Genomic DNA, 22,153 nt, shown 5'->3' on the forward strand with positions numbered 1-22,153 from the left:
CTCCTAATATCATTCTTGCTGCTATTATTGTACCATGTTCCCGTCCACATTGCTCATTTCGGGGGGGAGGCATAAGGTCATCCCAGCAGGCGCGTGCTGTGAAAGGATTGAATGTTAGAGCCAATTTACATATAATTTAGTCTACATGGGAGGATGAGAACAATGATCATAGACATTCATAATGTAACTTGGGAACGGGAAGAAAAAGTCGTCCTTCAGGGGATTGATTGGCAGGTTGAAGCGGGTCAGCATTGGTGCTTGCTAGGGCTTAACGGCTCCGGGAAGACGACGCTTTTAAATATGATTAACGGCTATATTTGGCCAACGACAGGTTCTGTTGCAGTACTGGGGCATAAATTTGGCGAATACGATTTGCGCGAGCTGCGCAAAAGCATAGGCTGGGTCAGCACATCGCTTCAGCAGAAGCTGTATGGTCAGGATACCGCCTTCAAAATCGTCTTAAGCGGAAAATTTGCGACGATCGGGCTGTATGATCAAGCGCTGCAGGAGGATGAAGAGCAGGCGGTTTCCCTGATGCGCAATCTCGGCTGTGAAGTTTTGCTGAACCGCACGTACAGCACGCTCTCGCAGGGCGAGCGCCAGCGGGTGCTTATTGCAAGGGCGCTGATGGCCGCGCCGAAGCTGCTTATTTTGGACGAGCCTTGTACCGGGCTTGATGTGTTTGCGAGAGAGCAGCTGCTGGAGATGATCAATCAGGTGGCACAGCAGCCGGATGCGCCGACTATTATTTATGTGACGCATCATGTGGAGGAAATATTGCCTTGCTTCAATCAGACGCTGCTGATCAAGGACGGCCGGGTTTTTGAAGCTGGGGATACGAGCAAGGTGCTTTCATCGGCGCGCATGAGCGACTTTTTTGGTGTGCCTGTAGAAATCGAACAGCGCGAAAACCGCAATTGGCTTTTTATAAAGGCAGCTGATCGCAAGTGAATACAGCATTGGGGCCGTTAGGCATTGTGCCGCCACCGAAGCTTCCGAGACGGCAGCGGTTGGCCCAGTGGTTAAAGGCGCGAATGCAGCAGCGGCTCGCCTATGACAGGCCGCTGTTCTACCATGGTTCGGCGGGGCTGGTGATATTCGGAACGGTTGCGATGGTGCTGGTTGCGCTAGGCATGCCGACGGGTCTTGGGGCGCTTGTGGATATCGGCGGTTTTGTGTTGATTAATACGCTGGCCTTATATGCAGCTGCGCAGCTATGCTCAGTACTGCTAACGCTTGTTTTTGTACCGGTTCCCCGCTTGTTTGCCGGGTATTTTATCTATGTGGGGTTAGAAGCTTATTTCATTTTTTATTATTCTGAATTTGGCCTGCTTATGTCAGCATTATTTGCAGCGGCGTATGCCATTTGTGGCGCGCTTGCAGGCATGCTGCTCGGGCAAATATTAAGGCTGCGCGGCAGAGGGCTCGCCATAGCAGGCATTGTTGTAGCAGGAGCACTATTAATAAACGTTGCAGCGAATCAATTGCGCGGAGCTTCTGATGATGCAGCGCCTGCCGCAGATATGGGGCCATACGATTCATCTGCGGATGGTGCCTTGGATATGAGCCTGGAAGACGCGCTGCCGGTTGCACCCATTGATGCGGAAAATCCGGCATTGCCAGGCGGTTACAGCTATCGCACCTTCACCTATGGGAGCGGGAGTGACAAGCAGCGCAGCGAATACGCCAAGGAGACGGAGCTGCTAACGACTTCCGTAGATGCATCGGCTTACATTAAAAAGTGGGCATGGCTCAAGCAGCAGTTTTGGGGCTTTGACCAAAGCGAGCTTCCTTTAAATGCGAGAGTGTGGATGCCGGAAGGGGATGGAGCGTTCCCGCTTGTGCTTATGGTGCATGGCAACCATTTAATGGAGGAGTTTTCGGATGCAGGCTATGCCTATTTGGGGGAGCTGCTTGCGAGCCGGGGCTTTATCGCGATATCGGTAGATGAGAACTTTCTTAATTATTCGGTCTGGTCGGGCATACCCGAGCAGGATATGAAAATGCGGGCATGGATTATGCTCAAGCATATTCAGCAAATCCAGTCGTTCAGCACGCTGACCGATAATCCCTTTTATAGCAAAGTGGATTTTTCCAAAGTTTCTTTCATTGGGCATTCACGCGGCGGCCAAGCGGTAGCGATGGCAGCGGATTACAAGCGATGGTTTGCCAAGGATGAAGGGCTTGCCAGCATCGCCGAGGTCGATTTTGCTTCGGTTGTCGCTTTGGCCCCGACGGATAAGGAGGTAGACAAAGCATCGGCGCGGCTTAAAGATGTCAGCTATTTGACGCTGCAAGGCGCAAGGGACGGCGACGTCAACAGCTTTTACGGGGACAGGCAGTATATTCGCACCAGCTTTACGCTGGGCTCGCCGTATTTTAAAGCGTCGCTGTATATGTCCGAGGCGAACCACAGCCGCTTTAATTCCGATTGGGGCATGATGGATGAGCGGGTTCCTGGCGGCCTGTTTCTCAATCAGCACAACATGATGACGCAGGCGGAGCAGCAGCAGGCAGCTAAAGTGTATATCGCTGCTTTTCTGGAAGCGACGCTGCACGGCAACGAGGCGTATAAGCCATTGTTCGAAAATAACAAAGCGGCGCGGGACTGGCTCCCTTCCTCCAGCGACTATGTGAGCAGATACGAGGATGCTTCCTTCCTTGCGGCAGCGCGTTATGAAGAGGATGTGGACAAGCTGACGCTGCCGAGCGGAGGCAAGCTGAGCGCCGAAGGCTTCCACGTTTGGGAGGAGTCGGAAGCGAAGGACCGCGATAATCGCAACAAGGGCTCGCGCGGGGCTGTGCTGGAATGGAACGCAGCTGCCACTTATACGTTGGACCTTGCAGCGACGTATAGCGAGGCTGTCGTTTCCAAAGGGCTGGATACGTTCAGCTTTTCAATGGAAAATGCGGGTGATGCAGCAGCTGTACCTCAAATCGAGCTGGAGCTTGTGCCTGCCCATGGTGAGGCGGTACGCTTGCCATTATCCCGCTTTAATGATATTCCGCTGCCCTTCGAAACGCAGTTTACTATTGTCCCTTGGCTGGAGAAGCGAATGAAAGAGGGCAAATATAAAGCGAGCATGGAATCGGTGTTTCAAACCTATAGCCTGCCGGTGGCATGGTTTGCCGAGGCAGGCGGCTGGCCATCCGGGACGGAAATTAAGCGGATAACGTTTTATTTTTCCGGAGCGCCTGGCCAAGTGATGCTGGATGACATCGGCTTTTATAAATAAAATGCGGCTATAGACAAATAACCTCCCGGCAGAAGGGAGGTTATTTGTACGCCGCGCCGCCAAGGATGGCGACAGCCGGTTCACCTTGAAATACAGGAAAGGATGTCCTAACGCATTTACGAACTTAAATCGATTCTTTCTTGAACGTGAAGCTTCGCGCTGCATATAGAAACGGCGTCGAGCAGACGGACACCAGAAACTTAATGACATAGGTGGACAGGAAGATCGACATCCACACATCAAACTCATATTCAGTTGCAAAGGCGATCGTACAAAAGATAAGCGAATCGACGAATTGGCTAATAATCGTACTGCCGTTATTGCGTATCCACAGCTGATTGCGGGCTGGAAACAGCCGCTTGAGCAGCGAATAAATTTTGACATCAAGAAATTGGCTGACAAAATAGGCGCATAGGCTGCCAAGGGCAATTTGCGGCAGCATGCCGAATATGGTCTGAAGCGCTGCTTGCGCCTCCACACCGGGCTCGGCTGGATTAAACAGCAGCGCCATCTGCATAATAATGGTTGAGGCGATTAAGGTGAAGAACCCGAACCAGACCGCTTTTTTAGCATCGGCTTCGCCATATTTCTCGTTGAGCAGGTCGGAAGCCAAATAAATGGTGCCATACATCGTATTGCCGAGCGTAATAACGATGGCCAGCGTACCGAATTGCAAATCAACGGTTTTGACGACTTGAATATTGGCGACAACGGTCGCCATGCCAATCCAGGCAAAGATGCCGACTTTGCCGAATAATCGGTAGGAAATGAGAAAAAGCGTGAAGTGGGCGAGCATAAAAAGAACGCCGAACCACAAGTTGAACATGTGAAAAAAACCTCCTAGTTTTGATAACGCGGGAGTTTACGAACCGCGGCTTGCTTTGCTGCGATGCAGCATGTATGATTATATTTCTGCCTTTGCCATTATAATCGCTTGTTTTAAGACGGGCAATGTTTATTTCTTATTTATACATTTGCGGAAGTACTACTTTTATATATAAAGGAGCGTGACCTATGATGCCGAATTATGAGCTTGAACAGGAACAGCTGCGAGTTAATCGGGTAACGAAGTGGGTCAAGGAGCAAATCGACGGCTTGCAGGATCAGGCTGGAGATCTGCGCGAGGACATTGTAGACATTCGTAAAAATTTCTGGGATGACGTAACGGTCAACTTTGAGGATTCCGCCGAATCTGCGGAGACGCATGCCAGCTTGAAGCAGCAGGCTGAATTGCTGTCGGAACGGGAACGGACGCGCCGTGTGGCAATGGAACAGCTGGGGCTGCTGAAGAAGCTGGCACAGTCGCCGTATTTCGGCCGTATTGACTTTGTAGAGGATGGCGAGAGCCGCGAGGCGATTGAACCGATTTATTTGGGAGTAGGTTCCCTGCTCGACGAAAGCGGAGCCAACTACTTAATTTATGACTGGCGTGCGCCTATATCCGGCCTCTATTACGATTATTCGCCGGGACCTGCAAAATATGAGACGCCAGGCGGGCAAATTTCCGGAGAAATGACGCTGAAGCGCCAGTATATTATTCGCCAGGGCGAAATTGAAGGCATGTTCGACACGGGCGTAACGATTGGCGATGAAATCCTGCAAGCGGTGCTAGGCAAGCAGTCGGATTCGCAAATGAAAAGCATTGTGGCGACGATTCAACGCGAGCAAAATCAAATTATCCGCAATGAGCGGGCTCGCCTGCTGCTCGTTCAGGGAGCGGCGGGAAGCGGCAAAACTTCAGCCGCCCTGCAGCGGGTAGCTTATTTGCTCTATCGCTATCGCGGTACATTGAATGCCGATCAAATCGTCCTTTTTTCGCCAAATCCGATGTTTAACAGCTATGTCGCAACCGTACTGCCGGAGCTCGGCGAGCAAAATATGCAGCAGACGACGTATCAGCAGTATTTGGAGCATCGCCTTGTGCAAACCTTTGATCTGGAGGACCCATTCTCCCAATTGGAGTATACGCTCTCTGCCGCTCATGGCAGCGAATATGATGCACGCATTGAAGGGATTCGCTACAAATCAAGCCTTGCTTTTATTGGGCTGATTGACCGGTATGCCGCTTCACTTGGCGAGAAGGGATTGCGTTTTCGGGCGATGAAGTTCCGCGGCCGTACCTTAATTACAGCAGAGGCAATACACGAGCATTTTTACAGCCAAAATCGTTCTCATCCGATTCCGAACCGTCTGCGCATGACTGCCGAGTGGCTGCTCAAGGAGCTGACCCGCCTCGGGCGCGAGGAGCGGGGCAAGCGCTGGGTAGAAGAAGAGATGGAGCTGCTTGATAACGAAACGTATAATACAGTTTACAGCGAGCTGCTGGATAAGGAAGGGTTTACGCAAAATTCCTTCGATGATCATAAGCGGGAGAGCGACCGTCTGGCGGCAATCATTGTACAGGAGCGCTTTAAGCGCCTGCGCAGCCGGGTAAAACGGCTTAAGTTTCTGGATATGCCGGAGGTGTACCGCCAGTTGTTTCATGAAACAAACGAGCATGAGGGCGAATATCCGCAGCTTTGGGCTGCGATCTGCGAAGGCACGGCGGAGAAGCTGGCGCGTAAGGAATTATTTTATGAGGATGCCACGCCTTATTTATATTTGAAGGAACTGCTTGAGGGCTTCCAGACAAATACGTCGGTTAAGCATTTGTTCGTCGATGAAGCGCAGGATTATTCGCCGTTCCAATTCCATTATTTAAAGAAAATATTCCCGAGCAGCAAAATAACGGCGCTTGGGGATTTGAACCAGTCGATTTTCGCCCATGCTGTAGTCGGCGACAGCTTTCATGCCTTATCGGGCATGTATGAGGAGCAGGAAACCGAGCGCGTCGTATTGGAGAGGAGCTATCGCTCCACCCGCCAAATTTCTGAGTTCACAAGCAGCTTTATTGCGGGCGGAGAGCGAATTATTCCGTTCAATCGCAGCGGTCCATGGCCAACGATTACCGCTATCGCTGGCGAGGAAGAGCTGACGAAGCAAATTGCCCAGCGAATCGAAGCGCTCAAGAAACAAGGCAATAGCTCGATTGCCGTTATTGGCAAAACAGCGGAGGAAAGCAGGCAGGCTTTTGAAGCCTTGTCCGCCATCGTTCCAGATATAAACTTAATTGCTAAGGAAACGTCGACGTTCGAGCAGGGGGTTGTCGTTATTCCTTCCTATTTGGCTAAAGGCGTGGAGTTTGACGCTGTCATTTTGTATAATGCTTCAAGCTTAGTCTATGGACGGGAAGACGAGCGCAAGCTGTTTTATACGGCCTGTACGCGGGCGATGCATGAGCTGCACCTGTTTTACATGGGCGAGCCGACAAGCTTTCTGGACAAAGCGCAGCTAGCCGAACCGCTTAATAACAAATAGTATATAAATAAGGGATGGTCCTGAAGGGGACCATCCCTTATTTGCGTATTTTTTGCCAAATCTCTAAACAGTCCACCTTCAGCTCGGAGGCGATCAGTTCAGCAGTAAGCCGCTGGGGCATTTTTATTTTTCCATTTCGCAGCTTGGAGATCGTCTGGATGGAAATACCTGTGGCAGCTGCGAGCTGGCCTGCGCTTATGTCGCGTTTTGCCATCCAAATTTTCAGCCGCATGCTGGAATCAATATACTCATGCGTGTTAATAGGCTGCAAATCAAGCACGATAAAGGCGTATTCCTTAATTCGTCCAAACCCGTCAAAGATAGGTGTGAATGTGATCTTTACTTCAAGCTCTACGCCATTGACTTTGGTTGTTTTTACAGTTATATGGTTTGTTTTTTTGAATTTTCGCGTTTCCTCCAAAATATGTAGCAGGCGCAGATGCTCGCATTCGGCCACAATTTCCAGAAAAGATTCTCCATTCAAATGGCCGTCGGCTATTAAATAGGCGGGGAAGGGGTCTTTCAAAAACTGCACCTGATAATTGGCGTCGAGAATGCCGCTAAACAGCACCGTATTCGTCTCGAATTGCCGTTCAATCCAATGATGGGAGCTCAAATCAGTCAGTATAATGAGTGATAATGCCTGGCGCTCTTCGTTAAGCATATTCAGGTTGTTATGCTCGACCATGACGGGCGTTCCTCCCGGCTTGCAGGTGTGGAGCAGTCCTTCCCGTTTTGTGCTGGTCTTAAAATGCTTGAGCGACCAGTTCTCTACCAGCTCGCCCACCGGCTTGTCTATTAAAGATTCATATTCCAGACCTGTTAGGCGAATGAAAGCTTCATTGACATCCATGAAGAAGCCATAATGCTTTACAGATCGGATAATAGCAGCAGGACTGTCCATCATTTGAAACACTCTTTCAAAAACCGTCAATCGTTTTCGCTCCTTTGAGCCAGCAGTGCGGCATGTATGTAAGGTATTTTTAAAATATAAGAACTTATAAGTTTCACACTATTAAATTTTTATATTTCATCGCGAAACGGTAGCTTTGCCGCCAGAGGACGGCGACAACCGTTTCACCTTGATTTAGTGTTTAATTAATTAAACTCGCAAGCCTAGCAGGCATATAGCTAGCGGATAGAGGGTTATCTGTCCGATTATTGCAGCTTATTGGGCGCTCAGCGCGCTTTATAACTTGTCGCGTTCCTTGTTAAAATAATCAATAAATAGGGAAATATTTTAAAAGGCTTGATTCCGGAGGAGATACACCATGAATAATGAATGCATCATTGAGAACTGCACCAAACCCGTCAAAGCCAGAGAATTATGCTCCATGCACCATCAGCGTCTTATGCGTCATGGCGACCCTCTCACCATCCGGCCTCGTAGAACGAAAATTGTAACGAACTGTAAATGGATAAACTGTACAAAAAGCGCGAGTACGAAGGGATACTGCTCTAAACATTATTACATTCATCGCGTAACCCGTACAGTATAAAATAAATACATATTCATCTTCTATCAGTCAGTAAATCAGCAATTTAAGGTTTCAATTGGCTATGAAAGATGTATAATATAACTAGCTGCAAGATGGGGCCCTGAGCCCCATTTACCTCACAAATAATCAGGCAACCGTCGCTTTTGTCCAATTTAAAAGGAAGGAGCAGACCTTGTCAATCGCAGCTTTCCAAATAATAGGATGATTATCCCCACTACAGCTTTATTTCACTCAATGGCAAGGCCACCGCAAATGTAGAACTCTCGCATACGAATTTATCACAGTTAAGCAGCTCTTTGCTTCCTATGCACTTTAGCTCCATAGTTTGTCTGCTCACGGACGGAAGCTCTTTTCCAGTTCTATTCTGGCATATATTCATATTGCCGGACAATCTGTCATATCCTAATTATGATGTGGCAAGGGTTTGTTGTTAAAGCCAACTACTCCAAAATGCTGCTCCAACTATCAAATCGGAGTGCCAGAGCCGGGTTGCAACCGCTCTTTCATAGACGACAAGTCATATAAACCCGGGACTCGGGGATAAGGGAAAGCCTTATTTCGTCAGCGATACGATTGCTGGGCACGGCTGCAAATGTTGCATCTCATCACATTTTCCCCCGCTATCGCCTTGCTCTCTCATCTAGGTTCTGGGGGACACTCATGAATAAGGAGTTGGTGTCCATGGCTCGTAAAGAAATGTTGGCAATGCTGCTTGCAGGGGGTGAAGGAAAACGTCTTGGAGTGCTGACGAAGGATTTGGCCAAGCCTGCCGTTTATTTCGGCGGGAAATATCGGATTATTGATTTTACATTAAGCAATTGCACGCATTCAGGTATCGATACAGTAGGTGTATTGACGCAGTATCAGCCGTTTGAGCTCAATCGTTATTTGGGCATTGGAACGCCTTGGGGTCTGGATCGCAGCGATGGCGGCATGGCTATACTTCCCCCGCATGTGAAACAGAAGGGCGGCGTCTGGTACAAGGGCACGGCCAACGCAATCTATCAGAATATGGAGTTTATTGAGCGATATAATCCAAGCTATGTCTTGGTCATTTCCGGCGATCATATTTATACGATGGACTACGATCTGATGCTTCAGCATCATAAGCGGTGCGGGGCGGATGTAACGATAGCAGGTATAGAAGTAGATTGGAAGGAAGCCAGCCGCTTCGGTGTCATGCATGTCGATGATGAAGACCGTATAACTGCTTTTGAGGAAAAGCCTGCGAAGCCGACCAGCAATATTGCCTCGATGGGCGTCTACATTTTTACATGGTCGGTATTGCAAAAGTATTTGATTTATGACGAGGCGAACCGCCAGTCCAGCAATGATTTTGGCAAAGACGTTATTCCGGCAATGATGCGGGATGGCCTCATCGTCAGCGCATATTCGTTCCGCGGCTACTGGAAGGATGTCGGCACGATTGAAAGCCTATGGGAGGCCAATATGGATTTGCTCGCAGAGGAGCCTTCGCTAGATTTATCGGATCAAGATTGGCGCATCTACTCTGTCAATCCCAATCGGCCGGCACAATACGTAGCGGCGGGCGCCGAGGTGATATCATCTATGGTGACGGAAGGCTGCGTTGTGGAAGGGCGGGTAGATCGTTCCGTTCTCTTCTATGGCGTACAGATGGAGAAGGACAGTGAGGTGAGCGAGTCCGTCATTATGCCGAATGTGCGAATTGGCGAAGGGGCGCGCGTTTATCGGGCGATTATCGGCGAAGGCGCTGTAATCGAAGACGGCGTGCAGATTGGCGATCCGGAGGATGATGCGATTACCGTCGTAGCTGTCGGACAGTTCGTTGCGAATGATCACGTATTGCTGGAGGTGGAGCCATCATGAGCAACCGGATAATGGGCGTTATCAATTTAATCCACGAGTCGGACGAGTTGGAGCATTTAACGCAAAGCCGCTGCCTTGCGACCGTACCGTTTGGAGCACGCTACAGGCTCATTGATTTTATTTTGTCCAGCATGGTGAACTCTGGCATTAACAAGGTAGCGGTGTTTGCGCATACGAAGTATCGCTCGCTTATGGATCATCTTGGATCAGGTAAATATTGGGATTTGAATAATCGTCAGAGCGGGTTGTTTATTTTGCCGCCGGCTACGGATGATTTGCAGGAAATCAGCCGCGGCGATTTATACCATTTTTATCAAAATCGCGATTATTTCAACCGTTCAACGACGGAGTATGTTGTCATTACGCGCAGCCATATGGTTTGCAATATTGATTTCAATCCGATTATTGATGAGCATGAAGCACGCGGGGCGGATATTACAATCGTGTGCAAGAAGCAGCATGATCTGGCCGGCAAGGCGCGCAAGGTCAAGATGAACAGCGATGGCCGAATTACATCGATTCAGGAAAACTATGGGCGCATGCTGAGCGATATTTCCTCGATGGAAATGTATGTGATGAAGAAGGATTTGCTCATGGAAATCGTAGAAACCTCGCTCGCCCAAGGGCAGGATCATCTCGTACGCCATGCGATATTTTCCCGCTTGAACAAGCTGCGGGTTTATGGACATTTATACGATGGTTATTTGGGCGTAGTCAATACGCTTGAAAGCTATTTTACCAATAGCATGAATCTGCTTTGCCCTGAAGTGTGGAAGGAGCTGTTTTTCCAGCCGGGCACAATCTTTACGAAGGTTAAGGATGAGCCGCCGGCGCGGTATTTGGAATCTTCCAAAGTTAATAATTCATTAATCGCCAATGGCTGCCGCATTGAAGGGACTGTGGAGAACAGCATTTTGTTCCGGGGTGTCCATATCGGCAAAGGGGCAGTCATTCGCAATAGCATCATTATGCAAAATGGCATCATTGGCGAAAATAGCCTGATTCAGCATAGCATTTTGGATAAGGACGTACGAGTCGATTGCAACCGGGATATAAGAGGAGCGGAGAAGCTGCCCTTCCTGGCAGGCAAGCGCAAGACGATCTAACTTAAAGGAAATAGGCAGGTATGAGGCTGGGTGCTAAGCTGGGACTTTTCGGCAGCGTGTCGCAGCCTCTGCCAGCTCCATTTTTGAGCGAAACAGGAGGAGAAAAAAATGAATATTTTGTTTGCAACTTCGGAGGCCGCGCCACTCGCAAAAACCGGCGGCTTGGGCGACGTTGCAGGCGCTCTTCCCAAAGCATTGGTTAAACGTCAAATCGGCACAAGCGTTATTTTGCCAAAATATGAGGACATTCCAGCAGAATATTTGGAATATTTCGAACAAATTGCTTCCTTCAACGTTTCCTTTAGCTGGCGCAATCAATATTGCGGGCTATTCCGTGGAGAAATCGAAGGCGTTTGCTATTATTTGATCGACAATGAGTTTTATTTTAAGCGCAGAGGGTTATATGGATATGGAGACGATCCTGAGCGCTTTGTGTTTTTTAGCTTTGCTGTGCTGGAGGCGCTAAGCTTTATGGGTGAGCTTCCGGATGTCATCCATTGCCATGATTGGCAGACCGCGCTCATTCCGTTTCTGCTCAAGACGCAATATGCGTCACAATGGGCAAATATCCGCACCGTTTTCACTATCCATAATCTCAAATATCAGGGCGTACTGGGCATCAAGCAGCTTCAGGATTTAACGGGAGCGGGCGATGAAGCTTTTGGCCCGGATGGGCTGGAATTTCATGGCGCAGCCAGCTGTTTGAAGGGTGGCCTCGTGTACGCAGATAAGCTGACAACAGTCAGCCATACTTATGCGGAAGAAATCAAGGGCAGTGAATACGGCGAGCGTCTGGAGAAGCTGCTGCGGCATCGCGAAGGCGATCTCCTGGGCATTGTAAACGGGATCGATGATGAGTCCTATGATCCGATGAAGGATTCCTCGCTGCATACGCCATACCGGAATTCAATTAGCCGAAAACGGAAAAACAAGCTCGATTTGCAGCAGGAGCTCAGCCTGCCGGAATCGGAGGAAATTCCGCTCATTGGCATGGTCAATCGGCTTGTAGAGCAGAAAGGGCTGGACCTCATCACGGCAAGGCTTGAGCAGCTGCTGCAGGAGGAGGTCCAGCTCGTCATTCTTGGTTCGGGCGAGTGGCATTATGAGCAGCTGCTGCAGCAGTTCGCGCTGCGTTATCCTGACAAAATTGCGGTAAAGCTTGGCTATAACGAGAGGCTCGCTCGCCGCATCTACGCAGGAGCTGATTTATATTTGCTGCCTTCACGCTTCGAGCCTTGCGGAATCAGCCAGCTTCTTGCGCTGCGCTACCGTGCTGTCCCGATCGTCAGGGAAACCGGGGGATTAAAGGATACCGTCCAGTCTTTTGATGAATATACTGGTGAAGGAAATGGCTTCAGCTTTGTAGGCTATGATGCCGATGAATATTGGAGTACGGTTAGCAGAGCGCTGCGCGTATACCGCAATCCAGAAGCCTGGAAGCAAATTATAGACAATGTCTCCAAGGAGAACTATAGCTGGAATCGCTCGGCCAAAGCCTACGTAGCCGTATATCATCAACTTTTGTTACAGCGAGAGGAGAACAAACCATGCCCCGTCACCTTGTAATTGGCAATGGCAAGCTGTTAGTGAATTTGGATCAAACCTGTTACATCCGCGATATTTATTATCCTTATGTAGGACAGCTCAATCATGTGGGCGGCCATTATTGCCGCTTCGGCATTTGGATTGGCGGCGTTTTCTCTTGGCTGGATGAACCCGAGTGGAACATTGAGCTTGGGTATATTGACGATTCGCTCGTTACGAACATCATAGCCAGACATGCCGGGCTTGGTGTCGAACTGCAGATGAATGACGGCATTCATCAGCGTGAATGCATTTATATTAAGCGGGTCGTTGTACGAAATTTGCACAATGATGGCCGCGAGGCAAGGCTGTTTTTTCATCAGGATTTGATGATTGATGGCTCGGAGGTAGGCGATACAGCTGCGTATTACCCGGAAAATAATACGCTGTTTCATTACAAGCGCTCGAACTATTTTATGTTCAGCGGCTCCAGCGATGAAGGCGGCTTGATGCAATATTCGACGGGAATCAAGCGGTTCCACTCTGCTGAAGGCACCTGGCGTGATGCAGAGGATGGCGTCCTAATGGGCAATACGATTGCCCAAGGCTCCGTAGACAGTACGATTGGCCTCAGTGCCAATGTGCCGGGGGGCGGCGAAAAAACGTTTTATTATTGGATGTCGATTGGCAAAAACCTCGAGGAGGTCAAGGAGCTTAATCAATATGTCCTTGATAATAGCCCTGAAAAGCTGCTTAGCCGCGTCGTCATCTATTGGAATCATTGGCTGAGAAGAGCGGAGAGCGATTTGGGCGATTTGAATGAGAACATCAGCCGCATGTTCCGTCACAGCCTGCTCATCGTGCGCACGCAGGTAGATGAGCGCGGCGCGATTTTGGCCGCGAATGATACGGACATATTGCAATACAATCGTGACCATTACAGCTACATGTGGCCGCGTGACGGCGCATTAATCGCCGAATCGATGTCGCTTGCCGGCTACCAGAGCGTTATTGCGCCATTTTTCAATTTTTGCGCAGCAGCGCTTGCGCCAGACGGCTATTTGTATCACAAATACAATCCGGACGGAACGGTCGGCTCCAGCTGGCATCCGTATATTGTACAGGGCAGCCAGCGGCTTCCGATTCAGGAAGACGAGACGGCGCTCGTCCTGTTCGCGTTATGGCAGGATTATTTGCGCAATCAAGTCATTGAGCTGCCTCAGTCCTTGTACAGCAACTTGATTCGCAAGGCAGCTACCTTTCTTAGCAGCTATATAGAGCCTGAGCTGTCGCTGCCTAAACCGAGCTATGACCTATGGGAAGAGCGTTATGGCATCTGGACCTACACCGTCGCTTCTGTATATGGCGGCTTAATGGCGGCAGCCTTCTTCACCGAGCTGTTCGGCGATTATGAGCGCAGCGACCATTACCGCAATACAGCCCAGACGATTAAGAACGGCATGCTGACACAGCTGTGGGATGAGGAAAGCGGACGGTTCGCGCGAGGGCTTATTCAGAAGGACAATGGCTGGGTGAAGGATATGACGCTGGAGAGCAGCGTATTCGGCATTTGGGAATTTGGCGTGCTGCCGGTCGATGATGATAAAGTGGTTCGGACGATGAATGCGATCAGAGACGGGCTGAAAATCCAGACTGACGTCGGCGGACATGCACGGTATACGAACGATTATTATTTCCAGCAAACCGGCGACATTGATAAAATTCCGGGCAATCCATGGATTATTTGCACGCTATGGGTCGCCAATTACCAAATTGCTTCTGCACAGAAGCTGGATGATCTGGAAGGGCCGAAGCAGACGCTGCAATGGGTTGTGGATCATGCTTTATCCAGCGGATTGCTGGCAGAGCAGCTGAATCCGTTCGACGGCAGCCCGCTCTCGGTCGCACCGCTCACTTGGTCGCATGCGACATTCATTCAGAGCGTGAGCAAATACGCAGAGAAGTATAAGCAGCTCAAGGGCTAAATGTATCATTTTTTGGAGTGAAAAAAGGCATGATCAAGTATCATTCATAAACAGTTCCGGCAGGATAAAGAACGCATCAAACGTTCTTTATCCTGCTATTTTTTTGCGAAAATCGCCTCCTGCTCTGACGGAAAGACCTTCTGTTATATACAGGAAAGTTTGTCTGTGCCATCAATATAAATGTCGTATATTTACAAATAATAAAACGCTTACATAACATATAAAACAGCTTAAGTTTTCGCGATAAATAGATAAAAAGCAGCAGTTTCCATGACGGAAGCGGCTGCTTTTTATCGTTTCAAACCATTTCTCAAGCTAATTCCGACAAAAAAAGTCTATATTCGACAGCTAATTTCGACAGACTTTTTCATAAAATTAAATTACCATTACATATGTAATTTACTATAATTATCTATTTTTTATTTTATGTTTAATTTAGAATTTTTATAAACTAATTATCAAGATTTTTATGGTAAAAAATAATGTAAGAGGTGTTGAACAACGTGCAAACCTATGAATTTTCAGCTAAAAGTGCTTATTTGAAGAGAATGAAAGGGAGAAATTCTGTTTATTTAAACGGGATTCAAGTGGATGTGGCGACAAACCCTGCTTTTTCAGGCGCAATTGGTTGTATCGAAAAGTATTATGATTTGCAGGAAGAACAATCCGATATTCATTGTTTTAATGATGGCGGCCACAATGCGGCAATTAGCCTGTTAGTTCCTTCAACAATCGAGGATTTGCAGCGGAAAAGAAAATCCTATAAGGCTGTAGCGGATATTTCCTTTGGCATGTTGGGCAGAACGCCAGATTTTATCAATGCCGCTTTAGCTACGTTATATGCTCATTCTGAGCAGCTGGGAAGCAATCCGTTTGCTAATTTTTCAGAAAATATGAGAGCTTACTATCAATATGTGAAAGAGAATAACTTATTTGTAGGGCATGGAGCTATTAATCCGCAAATTGATCGATCTTTGCCTCTAGGCTCCCAAATCAATGAATATGCAGCTGTGAGAATCGTAAGCCATGATCAAAAAGGAATCGTCGTTACTGGGGCAAAAATGATCGTAACCTTGGCGCCAATTGCAGATGAATTGCTCATTTTTAATATGCCAGGATTAAAGCCGGGTGACGAGGACTACGCGGTTTCTTTTGCTTTGCCAATCGATTACCCAGGTGTGAAAATTATTTGCCGAAAACCGATGGTGAATCCAGCCTATCATTCCTTTGACCACCCGCTAGCTAACGCTTTTGATGAAATTGATGCTTATTTGATTTTAAACGAAGTATTTATTCCTTGGGACAAGGTGTTCGTGTTTAGAGATGTTGCGAAATCTAATTTATTCTACGATAAAACCTTTGCTAGAAACCATACGGGGCATCAAGGTATTGTGCGAGGTTTATCTAAAGCGGAGCTCCTCACAGGCATTTCCATACAACTGGCGAAGATGCTGAAGCTAGATGGGTTTATTAATATTCAAGAAAAATTAGGAGAGCTAACCTCCTATGTCGAGCTTGTAAAAGCGAGCATCGCATGGAGTGAGGCAGAGGCAACGATAAGCGAGGAAGGAGTTATAACGCCAAGCATAAGCGCGATTCAGGCGATTCGCTATAATTTTCCGAAAATGTATGAAACGATGGTTAAAACTTTGCAATCTCTTGCCGCTGGTTCCATGTTGTCTACCCCGCACTATCAGGATTTTCTTAATTCGGATTTAAGCGACTTGGGGAGTGCGCTTACTACAGGCGAGACGGATGCGTTATCCCGGACTAAATTATTAAATCTCGCTTGGGATGCATCCGGTGATGGCTTTGGGCAAAGACAGTTAGTCTATGAATTTTTCCATGCCGGGGACCCGATGAGAATTGCCGCAGGACATTTTTTAAATTACGACAAGCAAAACATGATCAACATGGTAGATAGGGTGCTGCTGCATGACAATGATTAGCTGTGCCTGCCTTGTAAAACAGGATAAAAACAAGCTGCTTCTCGTTAGGGTTAGGGATAATGAACGGTGGTATTTGCCCGGCGGGAAAATAGAGCCAGGAGAGGACCCGCAGGAAGCTCTAGTAAGGGAATTGAAAGAAGAGCTGAATATAGAGGTTCACAGGGAAAGCGTCCAACATTTGACAACGGTAATAGGGCCTGCTTATAAAGAGGATGCTAACGTTGAGCTCATCTGTTATACAGCAACCTGGACTGGACATATCGTGCCGTGCTCGGAAATTAGTGAAGTGGATTGGGTGGACTCAAGCGATCATAGCCTGCTTGCCCCTGCCGTTATTATGCTGGTTGAGCAATTAGAGTTCGAATAAAACATGAGGTGAATGATGCTGTTTAATACGGAGCGATTATTATCAAAAATGAAAGAGCATAATCTGTCGGCCATTGTTGCGGCTACCAAAGAAAATATTAAATATTTTACAGGATTTGAGCCTGTAGTCAAAACGTTGAACCCTTATTTTGGACAATGCTTCGCAGTCATTACAAGCTGTGCTCCCGATAAGGTTCATATTGTGCATTCCGTTGGTGAGATTGACCAGATTTTAGATGCGAGAGTCCCCATTGGGGAAGTCATAACCTATGGCACCTTTTATCGGGAATACACAGCAGATACCCCATTAACCGAAGACGAGCAGCGCTTGAACGATTTATCAAATCATGATAATGGAAATTCAAATGCCGAAGAGGGTCTTGTTTCGTTAATCCATAAGCTTAATCTCGCGAATGAACGAATAGGGATTGATGAGGATGGCATGAGAGGAAGCCGCTGGTCGTTGATTAAAAGCAAGCTCCCGCAGGTTGAATGGGTTGAAAGCTCGGCGGTGATCCGAAGCGTTAGGGCAGTTAAAACAAGCTTTGAAATAGAGGCGCTTGCTTATTCGTCTATTTGTATCGAGAACGCGATTAAAACCGTTATTGATCAGCTATATGAGGGCATTAACGAACAGGAAATTGTCAAAATTTTTTCATGCTCGATTGCAGAGCAAGGTGCTATCGCTACATTGCCAATGATTAAAGTGGGCAGACATGCTGTTGGCGGGCAAAGAAAGCCTAGTGCTGACAACCGTCTAATGCCCGGCGATATTTTATGGTTCGATTGCGACATTGTATGTGATGGTTATTGGGCGGATATTGCCAGAGTTTTCGCCTACAAGGAGCTTAAGGCTGAATACTTGAAATATAATGCGCTGCATAAAGGGCAGCAAGAGGCGATAAAAAGGGTTCAGCCGGGGATGAAGGGCAAGGATGTGTTCCATCTGACGATGAATGCTGTTCATGAAGCAGGCTTTGAAGGCTATAGAAGGCATCATGTTGGTCACGGAATTGGCCTAGAGCCGTACGAGCTGCCTATTTTATCCCCGGCAAGCGAGGATGTTATTGAAGAAGGGATGGTTCTTTCCATAGAGACTCCTTATTATGAATTTGGTCTTGGAGCCTTGCATGTTGAAGATCCTATCGTCGTGCTGCAGAGCGGCAATAAAATACTGACTACGGGCGATAGCTTAATTAAAATTGTGGGGTGACGCAATGATATACAACAATATTACGGAATGCATCGGAAATACGCCGGTTCTAGCTCTAGCTGACGATTTAGTTCCTAAGGGCAAAAGCCTATATTTAAAGCTGGATTATTTTAATCCCAATTTTAGCATCAAGGATCGAACGGCTCTTGGTTTAGTGAAATCGGCGCTTGCTTCAGGAAAATTAAATCATGACAGTATATTAGTAGAATCTACCTCAGGCAATCTTGGGAAATCTCTGGCTATGCTAGGGGCTGTGTATGGGTTTCGGGTCATTATTGTTGTTGATCCAAAAGTAAGCGAAAGCTTGCTGAGGTGGTACCAGGCTTATGGGGCGGAAATCAGCATGGTCACTTCACCAGCGGCGGATGGCGGCTTTCAACGAGCGAGGCTGAACCGGGTTCAGGAGCTGCTTCAACAATTTCCTAATGCTTACTGGACAAATCAATATGATAATCCGCAAAATCCGCAATATCATTCTCAAACCACCGCATTGGAAATCGTGGATTTGCCGGTAGATTCTATTATTGGCGCAGTCAGCACAGGCGGGCATCTGTGTGGTATTGGGAAATATGTGAAAGAGCAGCGGCCGGATGTGAACATTGTTGCTTGCGATGTAGCGGGTTCGGCTGTGTTCCGAGAAAAGTTTTCTCCTTATTTGATTAATGGTGTAGGACTGAGCTGGAGAAGCGATAATACAGATATTTCGGTACTGGATCAGGTGTGCATTGCCAGTGATCAAGAAGCGATATCGATGTGCCGCTTGCTTGCCCGGCATCATGGCATTTTAATCGGGGGATCTGGGGGCTTGACGGTAGTAGCAGCTTTGGCTTGGCTGAATAATAGTGATTCACAAGCTGCTGTTGCGATTATCCCGGATACGGGCATCAATTATTTGGACCAGTTTTACGATGACGAATGGCTTGTTGAAAAAAATATAACGCTGCTTGATCGCTCCGAGCTGCAGCAAATGATTCAAAATAAAACATTTGATTCCTTACAAATGAAATCGAATGTTTTATCCTAAACGTTAATTTAGAGATGGAAGGTGAACGAGCTGCGAGATATTAGTAAGGAATTTGCAAAGTTTATAGTCGATGATGGCATCATTAAATTTGGTGAATTCACATTGAAATCGGGAAGATTAAGCCCATATTTTTTTAATTTTGGCTCCTTCAATGATTCTGCGATGCTAGCGCGGCTGGGAAGCTTCTATGCAGATACGATTGTGAAGGAACAGATACCATTCGATATTATTTTTGGGCCCGCCTATAAAGGGATACCGATAGCGTTAACTACAGCACTGGCCCTGCATAATAACGATGCCATTAATGTTGGTTTCGCCTTTAATCGCAAGCTGCAGAAGCAATACGGCGAGGGCGGAAATATCATAGGTGCATCCCTTGCTGGCAAAAAAATTTTAGCGGTCGATGATGTGCTTACGTCAGGCAGAACGATTAAAGAGACGAAGCAGCTCGTCGAAAGCGAGGGAGGCCAATTAACGGCATTTCTAGTTGCGTTGGATAGAGAAGAGAAAGGCTCCGAAACGGCATTATCCGCATTGGAGGAAGCGAGCAAAGCCTATAATGTAAACATACACGTCGTAGCTCGTATAACAGATGTTGTAGCCTACATGTCCGATGCTGCCGATAAAGAGCACCATGTGACAAAAATCAAGGAATACCTAAATGTGTATGGGAAATAAGGAATCAAAGAAAAAGAAGTCCTTTCAGCCTAAGATCGGCTTCTTTTTTTTAATATAGGAAAGTATATCATTTCGTTATCCTTTCTCTATATTCCACCCTCGAAACGAAAGCTTTGCCGCCAAAGGACGGCAAAGCCGTTTACGCATGTGCTGTATGACAATCTAGCATAGGATAGAGGTTGACAATGGGCAGAGTAATGATGCAAATTAAAGCTTTAAATTTTTTAGTTTTTTCGACCTTCGCCATTTTGCTTCCCTATCTTCCGTTACTGCTTTCAGAGAGAGGCTTTAGCATCGCTCAAGTTGGGCTGCTGCTTATGGTAGGCCCATTTTTTGCGATTTTTCTTCAGCCCATTGTAGGCTACATTAGTGATAAATGGCATGCAATAAAACGGATTTTATTGCTTTTATGGGGCTTGACAGGAATGAGCGCGGTTGGTTTGTTTTATATAAGCAGCAAGCTGTTTTCGGTTGTTTTTGTCGTTTCTTTATTTATGTTTTTCCTTTCCGCCATTCCATTGGTAGATACGCTGACTGTGAAAATGGCTGAAAATTTCAAGAGTACATACAGTACGATCCGCTTGTGGGGTTCCATCGGCTTTTGTGTGGTCGCTGTATTTCTTGGCGCTTATTTTGAACGTATCGGAGGATTAGATGCATTAATTAAAATCTATTTTCCTATTTGGCTTGCCGCTATCCTTATATTATTTAATTTAAATGAAGTGGATGGACAGGAGAGCAGCCGATTTCATTGGAAAGACCTCGTACAGTTAATAGGCAACAAAAAAATATTTATCTTTTTAATTTTTTTATTGTTTTTAGCGGTGCCTCACCGAATGAATGATGCTTTATTCTCCATATACTTTAAAGAAATCGGCGCAAATGATTCTATGATTTCATGGGCTTGGGCCATCATTGGCTTGAGCGAGATTATAGGTTTTTATATGTCGGCTAAACTATTGAAAAGGTTCCATCCCTTAAAGCTGATCATTGCGGCGTCTTTATTTTATATTATTCGCTGGGTTTGTTATGTGTACACGACCGAATCCTATATCATTTTAGCGTTGCAGTTGTTTCAAGCGATAACCTACAGCCTATTTTGGGCATCAGCCGTAAATTATATGGTTTTAGTGGTGCCTAAAGCGTTTAGAACAACGTCCCAATCGCTGCTGGCTATGATTTTTTTAGGCGTATCCGGCATTTTGGGAGGGTCCATAGGCGGTGCGGTTCAGCAAAATTACGGCGGGAATTATATGTATGTGTTTGCTGCATGGTCCGTGTTGATCGCTTTGATTGGCTTTTTCGCTTTAAGAAAACAAGTGGATTCAGGCAGCATTTCCTCCAAATCCGAGGTGAAGGAGAAGTATGCAGGCTGATTTAATAATAGTGGAAGTTTATGAAATTTTTATATATAATGGTCAAGCGCAAATGAAAGCTTGAGGGCGCATTGGCAAGCCAGAGATATGCATAATGGAAATAAGGACTAACTGGAGGTAATTTTTCAGCTATGTATAAGTTAATCGCAATTGATATGGACGGCACCTTATTAAATGATCAACATAAGATTTCTGAAAAAAGTATAAACATCATTAAGGAGCTTTCCTCGTCAGGCTCAGAAGTCGTATTATGTACCGGCAGAGGGCCGACAAGCACAAAATTTTATACGGACATCATAGGCATAAATGGTGTGGGCATCACGTTTAATGGAGCGATTACGATTGATTTTGGAAATAATCAAATTATTAATCAATATGCGATAAACGCCCCTCAGCTTGAAAGCTTTATGAGCTATTGCCGAAAACACCAAATTCATTTTGATATTAATACGCCGTTTGACCTTTATGTAGATAAAGTGGAGCAGATGAGTAAAGAAATAGGCGATATATACGCCAGTTTTTATATTCATCCTAGAACGCTACCACAATTTGACCGTCTGGCAGATCCGTTAATAAAATTCACCTGTATCGGCACAAGTGAACAATTAAATCAATTGCAAATCGATTTGAGCCTCTTGAGCCAGGAGCTGAATATTACTAGATCGGCAGATACCTTTATTGATGTTTTGAATATTCAAGCTGATAAGGGGAATGCCTTGAAAAACTTAGCCGAGCAGAGAGGGGTACAGAAAGAGGAAATATTAGCAATTGGCAACTACTATAATGATATAACGATGCTGCAATCTGCCGGGCTTGGCATCGCGATGGATAATTCTCCGGAAGAGCTAAAGCTGCTGGCAGACGATATTACGTTGTCAAATAATGAGGATGGTGTATACCACGCCTTGCAAAAATATTGTTTTTAAAATGTCCAAGCCACATGGGAGTGCAAATCGCCCTGTGGTTTTTATTTTGTCCGCAGGCAAGGTAGG

At 46.8% G+C, this 22,153-nt stretch carries 16 protein-coding genes; 14 read left to right on the plus strand and 2 right to left on the minus strand.

All coding sequences use genetic code 11. The features are described 5' to 3' along the window. The first annotated feature begins 162 nt into the window (after positions 1–162). Entirely contained in the window at positions 163–951 is a 789-nt protein-coding gene (locus BBD42_RS20935) for an ABC transporter ATP-binding protein (RefSeq protein WP_172455576.1), read from the plus strand. After that, the gene (locus BBD42_RS20940) at positions 948–3,236 is read left to right on the plus strand and encodes an alpha/beta hydrolase (RefSeq protein WP_099519730.1); all 2,289 of its coding nucleotides are present in this window, start codon (positions 948–950) and stop codon (positions 3,234–3,236) included. Before BBD42_RS20935 ends, BBD42_RS20940 begins: the two co-directional genes overlap by 4 nt. A gap of 124 nt (positions 3,237–3,360) precedes the next feature. On the opposite strand, the gene BBD42_RS20945 is transcribed toward BBD42_RS20940, so the two are convergent. Then, positions 3,361–4,062, minus strand: coding sequence for a queuosine precursor transporter (locus BBD42_RS20945; protein ID WP_099519731.1), 702 nt, complete (start codon positions 4,060–4,062; stop codon positions 3,361–3,363). A gap of 191 nt (positions 4,063–4,253) precedes the next feature. On the opposite strand from BBD42_RS20945, the gene helD reads away from it, so the two are divergent. Further along, positions 4,254–6,593: an RNA polymerase recycling motor HelD gene (gene helD / locus BBD42_RS20950; protein ID WP_099521724.1), complete on the plus strand. Its 2,340-nt coding sequence runs from the start codon at positions 4,254–4,256 to the stop codon at positions 6,591–6,593. Between the two features lie 37 nt (positions 6,594–6,630). Here the strand turns inward: helD and BBD42_RS20955 are convergent, their stop codons facing one another. After that, entirely contained in the window at positions 6,631–7,527 is an 897-nt protein-coding gene (locus tag BBD42_RS20955) for a PAS domain-containing protein (RefSeq protein ID WP_099519732.1), read from the minus strand. A 1,246-nt stretch (positions 7,528–8,773) separates the two neighbouring features. Between BBD42_RS20955 and BBD42_RS20965 the strand changes: the two genes are divergently transcribed. The 11 genes from BBD42_RS20965 (at position 8,774) to BBD42_RS21015 (ending at position 22,087) form a co-directional block, all read left to right on the plus strand. Further along, positions 8,774–9,940: a glucose-1-phosphate adenylyltransferase gene (locus BBD42_RS20965; RefSeq protein WP_099519734.1), complete on the plus strand. Its 1,167-nt coding sequence runs from the start codon at positions 8,774–8,776 to the stop codon at positions 9,938–9,940. Beyond that, positions 9,937–11,046: a glucose-1-phosphate adenylyltransferase subunit GlgD gene (gene glgD, locus BBD42_RS20970; RefSeq protein ID WP_099519735.1), complete on the plus strand. Its 1,110-nt coding sequence runs from the start codon at positions 9,937–9,939 to the stop codon at positions 11,044–11,046. The genes BBD42_RS20965 and glgD overlap by 4 nt, the downstream gene beginning before the upstream one ends. Before the next feature lie 108 nt (positions 11,047–11,154). Then, positions 11,155–12,612 (plus strand): glycogen synthase GlgA, encoded by a 1,458-nt coding sequence (glgA, locus tag BBD42_RS20975; protein ID WP_099519736.1) that lies wholly within the window; start codon positions 11,155–11,157, stop codon positions 12,610–12,612. Further along, the gene (locus BBD42_RS20980) at positions 12,594–14,555 is read left to right on the plus strand and encodes a glycoside hydrolase family 15 protein (RefSeq protein WP_099519737.1); all 1,962 of its coding nucleotides are present in this window, start codon (positions 12,594–12,596) and stop codon (positions 14,553–14,555) included. Before glgA ends, BBD42_RS20980 begins: the two co-directional genes overlap by 19 nt. A gap of 503 nt (positions 14,556–15,058) precedes the next feature. Further along, on the plus strand, positions 15,059–16,504 hold the full coding sequence (locus BBD42_RS20985) for a 4-hydroxyphenylacetate 3-hydroxylase family protein (protein WP_237163175.1): 1,446 nt from the start codon (positions 15,059–15,061) through the stop codon (positions 16,502–16,504). After that, positions 16,491–16,871, plus strand: coding sequence for an NUDIX hydrolase (locus BBD42_RS20990; RefSeq protein WP_099519738.1), 381 nt, complete (start codon positions 16,491–16,493; stop codon positions 16,869–16,871). The genes BBD42_RS20985 and BBD42_RS20990 overlap by 14 nt, the downstream gene beginning before the upstream one ends. A gap of 48 nt (positions 16,872–16,919) precedes the next feature. Continuing rightward, complete coding sequence (locus BBD42_RS20995; RefSeq protein ID WP_237163176.1) at positions 16,920–18,083, plus strand: M24 family metallopeptidase; 1,164 nt, start codon at positions 16,920–16,922, stop codon at positions 18,081–18,083. A gap of 4 nt (positions 18,084–18,087) precedes the next feature. After that, complete coding sequence (locus BBD42_RS21000) at positions 18,088–19,107, plus strand: cysteine synthase family protein (RefSeq protein WP_099519740.1); 1,020 nt, start codon at positions 18,088–18,090, stop codon at positions 19,105–19,107. A 21-nt stretch (positions 19,108–19,128) separates the two neighbouring features. Further along, positions 19,129–19,785, plus strand: a complete 657-nt coding sequence (gene pyrE / locus BBD42_RS21005; RefSeq protein WP_237163177.1) for an orotate phosphoribosyltransferase — start codon at positions 19,129–19,131, stop codon at positions 19,783–19,785. Between the two features lie 185 nt (positions 19,786–19,970). Continuing rightward, positions 19,971–21,161 (plus strand): MFS transporter, encoded by a 1,191-nt coding sequence (locus tag BBD42_RS21010; RefSeq protein ID WP_099519741.1) that lies wholly within the window; start codon positions 19,971–19,973, stop codon positions 21,159–21,161. A 155-nt stretch (positions 21,162–21,316) separates the two neighbouring features. Further along, positions 21,317–22,087 carry a Cof-type HAD-IIB family hydrolase gene (locus BBD42_RS21015; RefSeq protein ID WP_237163178.1) on the plus strand — a complete coding sequence of 257 codons (771 nt, stop codon included), beginning with the start codon at positions 21,317–21,319 and terminating at the stop codon, positions 22,085–22,087. Positions 22,088–22,153: the final 66 nt, after the last annotated feature.

This window comes from Paenibacillus sp. BIHB 4019, assembly GCF_002741035.1.
Classification (GTDB): domain Bacteria; phylum Bacillota; class Bacilli; order Paenibacillales; family Paenibacillaceae; genus Pristimantibacillus.

Bases quoted from the DNA above. Each gene is read 5' to 3' on its own strand.
- BBD42_RS21010 (WP_099519741.1), top strand. From the start codon at position 19,971: ATGGGCAGAGTAATGATGCAAATTAAAGCTTTAAATTTTTTAGTTTTT.
- BBD42_RS20935 (WP_172455576.1), top strand. From the start codon at position 163: ATGATCATAGACATTCATAATGTAACTTGGGAACGGGAAGAAAAAGTC.
- glgD (WP_099519735.1), top strand. From the start codon at position 9,937: ATGAGCAACCGGATAATGGGCGTTATCAATTTAATCCACGAGTCGGAC.
- helD (WP_099521724.1), top strand. From the start codon at position 4,254: ATGCCGAATTATGAGCTTGAACAGGAACAGCTGCGAGTTAATCGGGTA.
- BBD42_RS21015 (WP_237163178.1), top strand. From the start codon at position 21,317: ATGGACGGCACCTTATTAAATGATCAACATAAGATTTCTGAAAAAAGT.
- BBD42_RS20965 (WP_099519734.1), top strand. From the start codon at position 8,774: ATGGCTCGTAAAGAAATGTTGGCAATGCTGCTTGCAGGGGGTGAAGGA.
- BBD42_RS21000 (WP_099519740.1), top strand. From the start codon at position 18,088: ATGATATACAACAATATTACGGAATGCATCGGAAATACGCCGGTTCTA.
- BBD42_RS20990 (WP_099519738.1), top strand. From the start codon at position 16,491: ATGACAATGATTAGCTGTGCCTGCCTTGTAAAACAGGATAAAAACAAG.
- BBD42_RS20980 (WP_099519737.1), top strand. From the start codon at position 12,594: ATGCCCCGTCACCTTGTAATTGGCAATGGCAAGCTGTTAGTGAATTTG.
- BBD42_RS20945 (WP_099519731.1), bottom strand. From the start codon at position 4,062: ATGTTCAACTTGTGGTTCGGCGTTCTTTTTATGCTCGCCCACTTCACG.
- glgA (WP_099519736.1), top strand. From the start codon at position 11,155: ATGAATATTTTGTTTGCAACTTCGGAGGCCGCGCCACTCGCAAAAACC.
- BBD42_RS20995 (WP_237163176.1), top strand. From the start codon at position 16,920: ATGAAAGAGCATAATCTGTCGGCCATTGTTGCGGCTACCAAAGAAAAT.